Source organism: Xenorhabdus anantnagensis (assembly GCF_028598555.1).
In the GTDB taxonomy this organism is placed as follows: domain Bacteria; phylum Pseudomonadota; class Gammaproteobacteria; order Enterobacterales; family Enterobacteriaceae; genus Xenorhabdus; species Xenorhabdus anantnagensis.
This window is the reverse complement of the sequence record NZ_JAQRFN010000001.1, coordinates 295802-309609: the sequence shown is the minus strand read 5'-3', so window position 1 is coordinate 309609 and position 13808 is coordinate 295802. Positions and strand designations below refer to the sequence as shown.

15 protein-coding genes are annotated in these 13808 nt (G+C 38.9%); 11 read left to right on the top strand and 4 right to left on the bottom strand.

Annotation, left to right across the window (positions count from 1 at the left end):
* The first annotated feature begins 52 nt into the window (after positions 1-52).
* From PSI14_RS01190 to pip, 3 genes are all read left to right on the top strand, one after another.
* Positions 53-235: a YoaH family protein gene (locus PSI14_RS01190; RefSeq protein ID WP_273574013.1), complete on the top strand. Its 183-nt coding sequence runs from the start codon at positions 53-55 to the stop codon at positions 233-235.
* A gap of 102 nt (positions 236-337) precedes the next feature.
* On the top strand, positions 338-709 hold the full coding sequence (yebF, locus tag PSI14_RS01185; RefSeq protein WP_273574012.1) for a protein YebF: 372 nt from the start codon (positions 338-340) through the stop codon (positions 707-709).
* Positions 710-790: 81 nt separating this feature from the next.
* On the top strand, positions 791-1744 hold the full coding sequence (pip, locus tag PSI14_RS01180) for a prolyl aminopeptidase (RefSeq protein WP_273574011.1): 954 nt from the start codon (positions 791-793) through the stop codon (positions 1742-1744).
* A gap of 47 nt (positions 1745-1791) precedes the next feature.
* Here pip and PSI14_RS01175 read toward each other — a convergent pair whose 3' ends face one another.
* Positions 1792-2022: a DNA polymerase III subunit theta gene (locus tag PSI14_RS01175; protein WP_273574010.1), complete on the bottom strand. Its 231-nt coding sequence runs from the start codon at positions 2020-2022 to the stop codon at positions 1792-1794.
* Positions 2023-2355: 333 nt separating this feature from the next.
* Between PSI14_RS01175 and ftnA the strand changes: the two genes are divergently transcribed.
* The 8 genes from ftnA to htpX all read left to right on the top strand — a co-directional run bounded on the left by ftnA (position 2356) and on the right by htpX (position 10179).
* Positions 2356-2862: a non-heme ferritin gene (gene ftnA, locus PSI14_RS01170; RefSeq protein WP_273574009.1), complete on the top strand. Its 507-nt coding sequence runs from the start codon at positions 2356-2358 to the stop codon at positions 2860-2862.
* A gap of 301 nt (positions 2863-3163) precedes the next feature.
* The gene (gene copC, locus PSI14_RS01165) at positions 3164-3550 is read left to right on the top strand and encodes a copper homeostasis periplasmic binding protein CopC (RefSeq protein WP_273574008.1); all 387 of its coding nucleotides are present in this window, start codon (positions 3164-3166) and stop codon (positions 3548-3550) included.
* The gene (locus PSI14_RS01160) at positions 3550-4566 is read left to right on the top strand and encodes a CopD family protein (RefSeq protein WP_273574007.1); all 1017 of its coding nucleotides are present in this window, start codon (positions 3550-3552) and stop codon (positions 4564-4566) included. The genes copC and PSI14_RS01160 overlap by 1 nt, the downstream gene beginning before the upstream one ends.
* A gap of 85 nt (positions 4567-4651) precedes the next feature.
* Complete coding sequence (locus PSI14_RS01155) at positions 4652-5002, top strand: YebY family protein (protein WP_273574006.1); 351 nt, start codon at positions 4652-4654, stop codon at positions 5000-5002.
* Between the two features lie 595 nt (positions 5003-5597).
* A complete protein-coding gene (gene msrC, locus PSI14_RS01150) occupies positions 5598-6083 on the top strand; it encodes a free L-methionine (R)-S-oxide reductase MsrC (protein ID WP_273574005.1) in 486 nt (161 codons plus the stop codon).
* Between the two features lie 107 nt (positions 6084-6190).
* Positions 6191-6913, top strand: a complete 723-nt coding sequence (gene proQ / locus PSI14_RS01145) for an RNA chaperone ProQ (RefSeq protein ID WP_273574004.1) — start codon at positions 6191-6193, stop codon at positions 6911-6913.
* A 19-nt stretch (positions 6914-6932) separates the two neighbouring features.
* Complete coding sequence (gene prc, locus PSI14_RS01140) at positions 6933-8981, top strand: carboxy terminal-processing peptidase (RefSeq protein WP_273574003.1); 2049 nt, start codon at positions 6933-6935, stop codon at positions 8979-8981.
* 316 nt (positions 8982-9297) lie between these two features.
* A complete protein-coding gene (gene htpX, locus PSI14_RS01135) occupies positions 9298-10179 on the top strand; it encodes a protease HtpX (protein ID WP_273574002.1) in 882 nt (293 codons plus the stop codon).
* Between the two features lie 133 nt (positions 10180-10312).
* Here htpX and PSI14_RS01130 read toward each other — a convergent pair whose 3' ends face one another.
* The 3 genes from PSI14_RS01130 to hxpB all read right to left on the bottom strand — a co-directional run bounded on the left by PSI14_RS01130 (position 10313) and on the right by hxpB (position 13655).
* Complete coding sequence (locus PSI14_RS01130) at positions 10313-11704, bottom strand: L-cystine transporter (protein ID WP_273574001.1); 1392 nt, start codon at positions 11702-11704, stop codon at positions 10313-10315.
* Between the two features lie 493 nt (positions 11705-12197).
* On the bottom strand, positions 12198-12788 hold the full coding sequence (locus PSI14_RS01125) for a metal-dependent hydrolase (protein ID WP_273574000.1): 591 nt from the start codon (positions 12786-12788) through the stop codon (positions 12198-12200).
* A gap of 201 nt (positions 12789-12989) precedes the next feature.
* Positions 12990-13655 (bottom strand): hexitol phosphatase HxpB, encoded by a 666-nt coding sequence (gene hxpB, locus PSI14_RS01120; RefSeq protein WP_273573999.1) that lies wholly within the window; start codon positions 13653-13655, stop codon positions 12990-12992.
* Positions 13656-13808 lie beyond the last annotated feature (153 nt).

Here is a 13808-nt window from a genome sequence, read left to right as displayed (position 1 = left end):
GCTATAATCGCCATTTGCCATTAATCGTTATGTTTTGTTTGAGGTTATAGCTATGTTTTCAGGTATGCCAGCATTATCCCATGAAGAGCAGCAAGCGGCTGTAGAAAGGATCCATCAGCTCATTTCAGAAGGGATGAGCAGCGGGGAAGCCATTGCCATCGTAGCTCAGGAATTACGTGAAAAGCATCAAGATAATGAGCAGATCCATGTTTTATTTGAGGATGATGAAAAATAGTCACAATGCATTTTTAACAAAACTCACATAATTACTTTCTACTACATGTTAATTTACCGAAACTTTTAATCCATATTATTTGGATGGTAATAGGAGGTAATAATGAAGGCAAGTCAGTTTATTCGTCGTATTGGTTTATTGAGTGCAGGTGTTTTGCTTTCTGTTTCGTTCACGGCAACAGCTGCTGAGAATGAGCGTGTGGCGAAGTTTATTTCTTGTAAAAATTTAACCAAAGATCAGGTAGCGGCACAGGTTAAGCAAGATTTTTTACAAAATCGGATTAATCACTGGGATAAAGACAGAAAGCAATTAGGCACTGCAAAGCTGATTGCATGGGTAAATGTCAATGATATTACTGGTGATGCAAACTCTTTGCAGGTTCCACTTATTGTCCGGGGTACAAAAAAGGACAAAAGTTACAATGTCACAATTGATTGTCAAAAAGAGACGATTAGTTATAGTGAAGTAAAGTAAATAATTTGTCATGCGATCTTTTAAATATGTGCGGGATACTGGGACGGTATCCCGTTTTGTTTAAAGAGTGAAGAGGGCTTTATGACGGAACAACGAAAATTCTATCCTGCTTATGATGCGTATCAAACAGGGTATTTAGATACAGGAGACGGACACCAGATTTATTGGGAATTATGTGGGAACCCGAAAGGTAAACCCGCAATATTCATTCATGGTGGCCCTGGTGGTGGGATCGCAAACTATCATCGCCAGTTATTTGATCCTGAACGCTATCATATTATGTTATTTGATCAACGTGGCTGTGGGCGTTCTAAACCCCATGCTAGCCTGGAAAATAATACAACCTGGCACTTGATTGAGGATCTTGAACGGCTGCGTAATTTGATGGGGGCTGAAAAATGGTTGGTTTTTGGTGGGTCATGGGGGTCAACACTGTCTTTGGCTTATGCTGAAAAACATCCGGATAGTGTATCAGAATTGGTGCTGAGGGGAATTTTTCTGCTCCGTCCACAAGAGTTGAATTGGTATTATCAAGAAGGCGCTTCTCGTTTCTTTCCCGAAAAATGGGAGCGTACTTTATCTATCCTATCGGAAGAAGAGCGTAAAGATGTGATAGCTGCCTATAATAAACGGCTGACAAGTGAAAATCTGCAAGTACAGCTGGAAGCAGCACGTTTATGGAGTCTTTGGGAAGGTGAAACGGTAACATTATTGCCTTCTGAAAGCTCGGCTTCTTTCTCAGAAAATAATTTTGCTTTGGCATTTGCACGCATTGAAAATCATTACTTTATCAATAATGGTTTTATAGATGAAACTCAGCAATTGCTGGATCATATTGATGTAATCAGGCATATCCCTGCCGTAATTATACATGGACGCTATGACATGGCATGTCAGGTACAGAATGCATGGGATTTGGCAAAGGCATGGCCGGAGGCCGAGTTGTGTATTGTGGAAGGAGCTGGTCATTCTTTTGATGAAGCGGGTATTTTGCACCAGTTAATCAAGGCGACTGATAAGTTTGTTGGAAAATAGTTGCGATAACCACCCGCAAAAAGGTGGTTATCTTTTTTAACATTCTCTTAACGACTTCTTGGCTCATAAGGCAATCGTGACAGAAATCTCGATTGCTGGCGGTAGTGGTGCAAACGTTGTTGAAAATATTCTCGCAGATGTGGTAGTTGCGCTTGCTCAACGGTGTCAGGAATGACAGGCATGTTATAGCGCTCTTTAAAAGCAACACCGGATGCTGCTAAATCAACATTGATCTTATCCATCTCATCTTTAGATAATTTGGCTAAGTTATGTTCCATTATGGCCTCTCTGAAAATTTATTTATTTCTCTGGGAAGAAAATTAATCGACTCTTTTTTGTTTAGCAAGTTGTTTAAATAAGGTCAAAAAAACGCCCTGTAAATATAAATAATATCAATTCTCATTTATATTAAAAAATATTTTTTTGAATAAAAATATAATTAAATAAAACTGATTCTTATTTTCTTATATTTAATGAGATTTATTCTTGTTGGTCTGCATAAACAAATCGTTATTTATCAATGTATTAGTTATTTTAATTTTATTTTTGTCTTATGTGATTTTAATTGGCATAATACGCCTAATTTAATGAATTATTAGAAGAGGTGGCCGATGTTAAAACAAGAAATGATCAAAAAATTAAATGAGCAATTAAATTTAGAATTTTATTCTGCGAATTTATACCTGCAAATGAGTGCGTGGTGTAGTGATAACGGTTATGAAGGCGCTGCGGCATTTTTGAGAACTCATTCACAGGAAGAAATGCAGCATATGCAACGCCTGTTTGATTATTTGGGTGACACTGGTTCAATGCCTGTACTGGGTGCTATTCAGGCTCCTCCTGTTGAGTTCAATTCTATCTCTGATGTGTTTAATCAGACTTATGAGCATGAAAAATTGATCACAGAAGAGATCAACAAACTTGCTCATGTAGCGATGATGACACAAGACTACTCCACTTTTAATTTCTTGCAGTGGTATGTTGCTGAACAGCATGAAGAAGAAAAACTGTTCAAATCTATTCTGGATAAATTGGGTATGGTGGGTGAAAGTGGAAAGGCTCTGTTCTTGTTGGATAAAGAGCTTAAGGGATTGTCTATGGCACCAGCGCACGCCTGATATATATTCTTCATCTTCCAATTTGCTGTTTTGCTGGCTACTCTGCTACTTGAAATCGACAGGGTAGAGATAGCCAGATAAACCAATTTGATCTGTTTTTCCACCGTACTTCCTGTTTTTCACGTGTTTTTTCATGCATTGTGAAATTGGTGTTACGGCTTTCTCTTTTTATCTCCATTTTTGCGTAGTGCTTCACAGGTCAAGACATTACTTGCCGATTGCCGCAGATTAAACAAATTTTTTGATATAGAATCCCCGCTCAGGTATAAAAAATTCATCTGCATATTAAAGGCTTATCTATATGTTTATTCTTAACATCCGTTCATTCTGGACCAAATTATCTGCTCTTGTGGTTCTATTTGTCGGTATGTCTTGTCAGCAGGCTTTGGCTCATGCACATTTGAAAGATCAGACTCCCACAGAGAACACAACCGTTGAAGCCGCCCCTCAGGCTATTACTCTGAGCTTTTCAGAACGTATTGAACTTGGATTCAGTAAGGTAAAATTGATTGGTCCAGAAAAGACTGCGATTAAAACGGGCAAGTTGGAACTTGATCCTGAAACCAAAACTAAGTTAATCCTGCCAGTTGAAGGCCTGCTTGCTGCGGGTAAATACAGTGTTGACTGGAGTGTACTCTCTGTCGACGGTCATAAGACAAAAGGCGTTTATATCTTTACTGTAAAATAATGATCTCTCTAGAGGCGCTATACATATTCTGTCGTTTCTCTCATTTTGTAGTCGTTATGTTGATGTTCGGCCTTAGCTTATTCACGGTAATGCTTGTTTCTGGTCATTTATCGACACTAATGAGAGAACGGTTGAAAGTTGGAGTTTTAATTAGTACTGTACTGGCTTTTATAACCTCGATAGTTTGGTTTATCGTACAAGCTGGATTAATGGGGGATGGCTGGTACGATGTTTATGCTCCGGATATCTGGCTAGCTGTATTGGAAACCTCGTTTGGACAAGTATGGAAATGGCAGTTACTGGTTGCTGCTCTTGCTGTTGGTGGTTTGTTCCTTTCCAATATTAGGGTCAGAAATTTTCTGTTATTGGGTTGCTCAATCATTTTACTCTCCAGTCATGCTTTCATTGGGCATGCAGCCATGCATGACGGAAGCATAGGGCTATTACTTCAAGCCAATCAGGTTATTCATTTACTGAGCGTAGGTTATTGGTTTGGGGGGTTGTGGCCATTTTTACTGTGTTTACAATTTCTGCGTTTAAGGCAAACATCAGAAATAAATTTATCCTCTAATAATGCATGTTCAGGTAATGAGGAATATGCAAAAAACAGGGGGGGAAAAACAAGCAATGATATAGGCAACAATCTGGATGATAGTGAAAATATTGCGATTAATCTATATTCAGACAGCGTATCAGCCATGAAAAAATTTTCTCTTTATGGGCATTTTGCTGTTTTTCTGGTGATTATGACGGGAATTGTAAGTAGTGTAATTCTAATTCCAGATTGGCCCATTTCTAGTCGAGCTCTTTCTGAATATCAATCAATGCTATGGCTAAAAATAGTTCTGGTTATTGGAATGGTACTTTTGGCCTTGATGAACCGCTATATTTTAGTTCCAAAATTAAAGCAGAAAAGGAGCTATCAACAATTGATAATCAATAGTTGGCTGGAAATTATTCTGGGTACAACTGCACTGTTATGTGTGGCTATTTTTGCAACACAACCTCCAGCATGATTCTTGAACGATGAGCGCAAATCCGGGTACATAAACAGAAAAATTAGCGATAAAATCATGACATGTATCTATCAGGAGAATGATAATGAAACGACTATTTTGGGCTCTGCCTTTTTTGCTTCTCTCTTTTCAGGGGATAGCCGCACCAATAAAAACCATTAGCAAGCTACAGTTTGGTAAACAATGGGCATTTACTCGCGAAGAGGTTATGCTTGATTGTCGATCAGGTGGTGCGTTATTTGTGATAAATCCCAGCACATTGATGCAGTATCCATTGAACGACCGTGCAACACAACTTACTAAATCTAATAAAGTTATTGCATCATCATTAGACACTATCCTCTTAAATGATCCTGAACATCCCAACCAAAAAATGAGCATTGAGCCATTCCAGAAAGCAGCGTTGGCTTTATGTGATTATTCAGATAATAAATAGGTGATAAGAAGTAATGGTTAATTGATGTATTCGGAAGAAAACCATCACTTCATTCAATCAATAATGATTAAAATTTGGTAAATTATTGCATGTCAACTACGCTTTAGATGATAAGTTGTTCTACGTCTCAATGGCAACTTTTGTGTAAGGCTCTTTAACAGAGCCATTTTTCCCTAGGCCGAGTAGAGGAGTAAACTCGGCCTTTTTTTGTTTATCATAAAGAGCGAGTATTTTTACTCTCTTTTCAATAAATTATTTTATTTTCTTATATGTATAATAAATAAGTGAAAATAAAACAACTGCTTAGAGTAATAGTAAGGTGTTTTATAATAAGAATATGAACAAGGGCACGATTCTGGGTGCAAGTTAGCTTATCTTTTAATATAAGCTGTGATATATCCCTAAATTTTATAAGTAAATACTGGTAAAAATAATTAAAGAAAATTTAAATTCAGTAAGAGAGGTGGCATTTTGAAAAAATTTAAAGTCATAGAGATAGTTTATTCTTAGAAATAGCCTGTTAAATATGGTAAAAATCTTACATGAAATTGTTGCATTTATTTTGTTAAATATTTATCAGTTGTAATAGGAGCTTATGGATAGGAATGAGTTTTATCAAGAGTTAGCGGATGGCTTGATGGCACTGTTATCGGGTGAGTACGACTTTATCGCTTCTCTTGCTAACACAAGCGCATTGTTATATGAACGTTTGGATAATGTTAATTGGGTTGGCTTTTATTTAGTGGATGGTGATACCCTGATATTAGGGCCATTTCAAGGCAAAAATGCTTGTGTTCGTATTCCTATAGGAAAGGGGGTATGCGGAACGGCTGTATCAAATAAGAGCATACAGCGTATTTCTGATGTGCATGCTTTCCCCGGCCATATAGCCTGTGATGTCGCCAGTAATGCTGAAATTGTACTTCCTTTGGAAATCAATGGACAAATTATTGGAGTTTTGGATATTGATAGCACGGTTTTTGGTCAGTTTGACGAGAATGATGAAAATGGCTTGAAAGCCCTAGTTATCAGGCTTTGTGAGCATTTGGAACAATGTATTGTTTCAAAATATCTACAATAGAGCTTAACTTAACATATGTATCACCTAGCATTTATCAGCAACGCCATTATAATGTCGCCTGTTCGTGCCTGCGCTGGTTGGCAAAACCGTTGTAATCAGGAAATTTCATGGAAAAGCAACCTAAGTTGAATAGTAGTAAAGAAGTCATTGCTTTCTTGGCTGAGCGTTTCCCGCTTTGTTTCGTGGCAGAAGGTGAAGCACGTCCTTTGAAGATCGGGATCTTCCAGGACATTGTTGAACGTATTCAGGGTGAACGTATTCAGGGTGAAGAGTGTTTAAGTAAAACACAGCTTCGCTCTGCTCTGCGTTTGTATACTTCCAGTTGGCGCTATCTCTATGGCGTTAAAGAGGGAGCTCAACGTGTTGACCTTGATGGGAATACGTGTGGTGAACTGGAAGTTGAACATATTGAACATGCGCATCAGCAACTGACAGAAGCGAAAGCGCGAGTACAGGCTCAACGTGCTGAACAGCGCGCCAAGAAACGTGAAGCTGAAAACGTATCTGACAAGAAAAGTGAACGCCCTGTGAGTAAAAAGCCAGCTCGTCGTCAGAAGACTTCGGGTGATGGTGAAAAACGTCCAGCTCGTTCGCAAAACCGTATGCAACAATCGCGTAAACCTGCAGATAAAACCACAAAGAAAATTGCACAACCAGAGTTAATCTCAGTTACTGATGTATCCTCTTTGAAAGTCGGGCAGACAATCAAAGTAAATGTAGGAACAAGTTTAATGGATGCATCTGTGCTTGAAATTGCAAAAGATGGTGTAAGAGTGCAGTTACCTACAGGTTTAGCAATGATTGTACGCGCAGAACACTTAAAGTTCTGATACGGAGGCCAACTTGGGCATGAACAAACTCATTACTTTGGCTTTCGTTTTAGGTCTATCATTTTTTAGTACAGGTTATGCAGATACTACTAATGGCAATGCCATTAATGGTCACAACACAGCTGTTATTAGTCTGAATCAGTTGCCAGATTTAAAACCGGAACCGCAGCATCTTACGGTAAGTTCGCGGATTGTTACCCGCTTTCTTCGTTCTCATTATCGCCAGTTTTATTTGGATGCGGATTTTTCAGGAAAAATTTTTGATCGTTACCTGAATCAACTGGATTATTGGCACAATGTTTTTTTGGTATCTGATATCGCGCAGTTTGCGACTCAAAAGGGAAAATTAGGGGAAGAGCTTGAAAATGGGGAGCTAAAACTTCCTTATGACCTATTTAATCTGATGCAAAAGCGCCGCTTTGAACGTTATCAATATGTGCTCTCTCGTTTAGAGCAACCTATTGATTTAAACGGTCATGACACAATTCAAACAGATCGAACTAAAGCTCCGTGGCCAAAAAGTGTTGAAGAACTGAATAAACTTTGGGATGCTAAAATCAAATTTGATTGGATAAATCTCAAGTTATCCGGCAAAAATGATAAAGAAATCAAAGAAACTCTGACCAAACGTTATCGGACGTTGTTGAAACGCCTCACACAAACCAAGAGCGAAGATGTTTTTCAAAATATCATGATGGCTTTTGCCCGCGAAATAGATCCACACACTAGTTATCTTTCACCTCGTGATACAGAACAGTTTAATTCAGAGATGAGTTTATCTCTTGAAGGCATCGGTGCTGTTTTACAATATGACGATGAATATATTTCCATTCGTTCATTACTTGCGGGAGGCCCTGCGGCTAAGAGTAATGCGTTGAAAGTTGGGGATAAAATCATTGGTGTTGGGCAGGTCAGCAAGCCTATTGTAGATGTTGTTGGATGGCGTTTGGAAGATGTTGTTGCTCTTATCAAAGGGCCTAAGGGGAGTAAAGTCCGCCTTGAAATCACTCCAAGTGCGAAAGGGGCAAAAAACCACATTGTTACCCTGACCCGTGAAAATATCCGTCTTGAAGATAATGCTGTCAAGATGTCGGTGAAAACGGTAGGGAAGGAAAAAGTTGGTGTCTTGGATATACCAAGTTTTTATGTCGGCTTGACTAACGATGTAAAAGTACAGTTGCAGAAGCTCACTAAAGAGGGCGCTTCCTCGATCATAATTGATTTGCGAGGCAATGGCGGTGGCGCATTGACAGAAGCTGTATCGCTATCTGGCTTGTTTATTTCTACTGGCCCTGTGGTTCAGATTCGGGATAATACCGGTAGAATTAAAGAAGAATCAGATATGGATTCGGCAATATATTATAAAGGCCCACTGGTTGTTCTGGTTGACAATAGAAGTGCTTCTGCATCTGAAATTTTCGCAGCCGCGATACAAGATTATGGCCGTGGATTAATTGTAGGAGAGCCTACTTTTGGTAAAGGTACTGTTCAGCAATACCGTCCTTTGAATCGTATTTATGACCAAATGCTACGACCTGAGTGGCCAGAGATTGGCTCTGTACAATACACGATCCAGAAATTTTATCGGATAAATGGTGGTAGTACTCAGCTTAAAGGTGTAACACCTGATCTAATTATGCCAACTGGGAAAGAGCCTTCTGATATAGGGGAAAGCAAAGAGGACAATGCGTTACCTTGGGATAGTATCCATCCTGCTCATTATACTTCCTCGAAAGTAATTTCAGAGTTAACGCCGCTACTGACTAAACTGCATAACCAACGGATTGATAATGATTCTGAGTTCAAATATATCAAACAGGATATTGCTTACTACAAAGTCATTAAAGAACGTAATGGCATTTATTCCTTGAACTATGCTCAAAGAGAGAAAGAAAACAAGGAAGACGAAACAAACAAGTTGAATCGTATTAATGAGCGCTTTAAACGAGAAGGTAAAAAACCGCTAAAATCACTTGATGATTTACCAAAAGATTATAAAGGGCCAGATCCTTACTTAGATGAATCTGTAAAAATTGCACTGGATTTGGCGCATCAGCCTTTGAAGTAGCTGTAACGAGATAATTTAAAATTCGTTATACCCAATGGATTTCAAGATGCATTACGGCGGCAAGAGAGCGAATCCCTGAGAGCATAGATAATTGTGTGACTGGGGTAAGTGAGCGTAGCCAACAAAGAGGTAACTTGAAAGACTAAGGGTATATAAACAAAAGGCCGGCTTGATAGTTGGCCTTTTTATCATATTGTAAAGTTATGTTGTTTCTATCGCTTGGCATCTGAAAGAATTTGAATAATATGGGGAAGTCCCCATCTTAATGACTTAGCTCTTAGTTGAACTGTTTGATAATTAAAGGAAGCAAATTTATATGATGAGAATCGTCTTGTTCCTTCTCACGAACCTCGCAGTCATGGTGGTGTTTGGAATAATACTTTCACTTACAGGCATTAAGTCGAATAGTACTATTGGCCTCATGATTATGGCTGGTTTGTTTGGTTTTGGTGGTGCATTTATTTCTTTGTTACTGTCGAAATGGGTGGCTCTGCATTCTGTTGGTGGTCAGGTTATTGAAAAACCTTCCAATGAAACTGAAGCTTGGTTGATGGAAACTGTTCGTCATCAAGCAGATCAGGTTGGCATTACTATGCCACAAGTGGCTATCTATGATGCTTTGGATATTAACGCATTTGCCACAGGGGCGCGCCGTAATGCTTCTCTGGTTGCTGTTAGTACAGGGTTACTGGACAACATGAGCCGTGATGAAGCTGAAGCCGTCATTGCACATGAAATTAGCCATATTGCTAATGGTGATATGGTGACAATGACATTGTTGCAGGGGATCGTGAATACGTTTGTTATCTTCATCTCACGTCTCATTGCGAGGGCTGCTGCAAACTTTTTTTCCGGCAACGATGATGAAAGTAAAAGCAGTGATGGCAACCCAGTCGTCTACATGGTGATTTCCATGGTGCTGGAGATCGTATTTGGTATTCTGGCAAGTATTATTACCATGTGGTTCTCCCGTTACCGTGAATTCCATGCGGATGCAGGATCAGCGAAATTGGTTGGACGTGAAAAAATGATTGCTGCATTGCAACGTTTGAAGACCAGCTATGAACCTCAGGAGGAGGGGCCTGTGAAGGCATTCTGTATTAATGGTAAATCTAAGAGTTTGAGTGAGCTGTTCTTATCCCATCCTCCGCTGGATAAGCGTATTGAAGCTCTTCGTAGCGGTGAATATATAAAATAATACTATAAGTTTCTTTTTGGTAAGAATGAGAAAGATACTTAATCTATAGCAAATATTTAGTAGGTTAGTAGACACAAAGCCGAGAGTCATGATGAATCTCGGCTTTTTTGCTCTTCTTTTTAATGGGTTCGAATTAAAATTGGCTTAACGTTGCTTCTTCGTCTTGCTCAAACGCTTCTTTGTTGGTTTGTCCCATCAATTGACTGGTGATTGTACCAGCAGCCATAGCGCCATTAACATTTAATGCTGTGCGTCCCATATCAATAAGAGGCTCAACAGAAATCAGCAGTGCGACTAAAGTGACAGGTAGCCCCATAGCAGGTAAAACAATTAATGCTGCAAATGTTGCTCCACCACCAACGCCAGCGACACCCGCAGAACTGATAGTCACAATTCCCACAAGAGTTGCAATCCACAATGGATCAAAAGGATTAATACCAACGGTTGGAGCAACCATCACTGCCAACATGGCTGGATAAATACCAGCACAGCCATTTTGCCCAATAGTCGCGCCAAAAGAAGCGGAGAAGCTGGCGATAGACTCAGGGACACCGAGGCGGCGAGTTTGTGTTTCAACATTCAAGGGAATACACGCAGCACTTGAACGGCTGGTAAATGCAAATGTCAGTACAGGGCCTGCTTTTTTAAAGAATTTCAGGGGATTAATCCCAGTAAATGCCAACAGTCCGCCATGTACTACAAACATCAGGCCAAGAGCGATATAGGAAGCAACGACAAAATTACCTAATTGAGTGATATCATTGATATTGGAACTGGCAACAACTTTAGTCATTAAAGCCATTACGCCGTATGGGGTAAGGCGCATAACCAATCTAACCAGCTTAATTGCCCATGCTTGCATAGTATCAATGGCTGCGAGGGCTCGTTCACCACGTTCATGATCATCTTTAAGCATTTGTAGTGCAGCGATACCTAAAAATGCCGCAAAAATTACAACACTAATAATAGAGGTTGGGCGTGCTCCCGTCAGATCAGCAAAGGGATTTTTAGGGATAAAAGAAAGAATAATCTGAGGTACACTCATATCTGCAACTTTGCCAATATAATTGCTTTCAATTGCTGATAAACGAGCAGTTTCCTGAGTGCCTTGAATTAGCCCGGCGGCACTTAGCCCAAATAAGTTGGCGATTACAATGCCGATCAGAGCAGAAATCGCTGTAGTGAACAGTAAAGTGCCAATGGTAAAAAAGCTGATTTTTCCTAAGGAAGAAGCTTTATGTAAGCGCGCAACGGCACTTAGGATAGAAGCAAAAACCAATGGCATGATAACCATTTGTAGTAGTTGTACATAACCATTACCGACGATATTGAACCATTTAATTGATTCTTTCACGGTAACATTGTCTGTTCCATAAATGATGTTTAATGTCAGCCCAAAAACGACACCTACAACTAGAGCCACAAGAACTTTTTTAGACAAGCTCCAATTATTTGAACTCGTTTTTGCTAATAAAATAAGCAGTGCTACAAAAACGAGCACGTTAATGATGAGTGGTAAATTCATCCCTAGTCTCCAAAACTTATATACTCTCTATATTTCTAGTTGCAGTGTGCAGTTAGAAATATATGGATATAAGTGTATCTGTATATGATATATATTTTTTTGCATGATATATAATCGTTCTGGATGATGAGAAAAATACTCTGTATCTTTCTTCCAATTCGCTGATTTATAAATTGTATTTCAATTTGAAATCTATCGAATACATACCATGAAATGCTTAAGGCAGAATGTTATCAGTATAAGAAGTCTCTTACTTATAATTAAATAGAATTTAATATAATTATTTTTTACTAACTAGTTTAATTGGTTATATACTTTAATGTATCTCTGTTTGTTTTTTTGTTCTACTCAGGCCATTAACGTTATAGCTAGGTGCATTAAGAGTTCTTTAGGGAAAACAATAAGAAGTAATTTAAAAGAATTGTTTATATTTTGCTGATAACCCCATTTTTTAAATGGGGTTACGATAGCTTGTTATGTATGGATTGATTAGCTACTTGTAGAAATTCTGTAGCTTATCATGCAATTTATCGAACTGTATTTTGTCAAATTGTACTTTGTCAAAATAGTGAGAGAATGAAAAATTGATATGTTGTGGAAGGATAATCGCGATTACCACTACCAGTACAGCAATGAAGCGTTCGGCTTTTTTGCGCTCCTTGCCTCTAAGAATAGGAATGCAAAAACGTATTCTCAGAGGCCATAAGAGTGGGATACCAGCAGGAGTAAGCATATCAGCAATAAGATGGCTGATATAACCGATAATCATTGCATGGACAAAGTCAGTTGGAATAGGCCAATCAGAAGGCATTTCAGTCTGGAATAATGTAACCCCTACGAGCAGCGCTAATAAACTATGTGTAAATCCACGATGTCCACATAAACGCGCAATTGGAATGGATATAAAGCGGAATAGTCTACCTAAAGTTGAGCTTGGGTGGTCGATATCTGGTAACAATGAAGCCAGAAGCACGCCGGGAAGCATATGTAACCAGTCTCCCTGTGCTATTTCTGGTGTGATTTCTAGCTGGTGAGCCAATACAAGGCTGGCAACGGAAAAAAGAAGATGCCCTTCTGCTGTCATAACGATTTATACTAATTATTCATGCTGATTGCTGTTTAAACATACAGTGGAGCAGTATAGAGGGTTTTGCATAAGGATGATAGAGGGTAAATAAGAAAAATCTTTTATTTATTGATATATCCCCTTTATTTTTTAAGAGGTTAATATTTGCGCTGCCAGGTACAGAGAAATAGATATTGGATAATGGCAGCGCGGTAGTTATTAAGTAATATCTTCTATTGTTAATTTTTCCAGTGAATTCAGTTTAATATCAGCCATTGACCAACGGGGATCATCAAAATGGCTGGCAGCAGGAACGACAATCGAGCGCATTCTTGCTGCTTTGGTTGCTATCATGCCATTAAATGAATCTTCTAATGTGAGACAGTTAATTGGATTGACTCCAAGTTGATTAGCTGCCAACAAATACACTTCGGGATGTGGTTTGCTGTAAGGTAAGTGTGCAGCAGAAACTACAGTATCAAAGTAATGTCGGAGGTTAAATAATTCGAGTACTTGTTCGAGCATCTCATAGGGTGAGGCAGATGCCAAACCGATTTTCAATCCACGTTCGCGGCAGAGATTTAAAGCATATTCTACCCCAGGTAGTAAAGGACGGTTTTCTTTAACTAACTGAACTACGTGATTAATTATACGTTGCTCAACTTCACTTTTGGAGACACCTTGCCAAGGTGATGCTTGATACCATAGCTCAACAACGTGATCGATTCGTAACCCCAATGTATCAGGTAATACTGCTGCTAAATTCAAATCTAGCCCTAATTCACGGAATACACTTTTTTCGCCTTGTTCCCAATAAGGTTCAGAATCAATCAGCAAGCCATCCATATCAAAAATGGCGGCCTCTATAGATAAACAAAATGACATTTCATGTCTCTCCGCGATGATAGTTATGATTAATGAAATTTGATTGTAACAATCCCAGTAAATTAAATCTCGTTATAGGTGATAACAAAGAAGGAAATAATTTTATAGGAAAAATAAGATAATTACCCTACAAATAGGGTTAAAGTTAGTTCC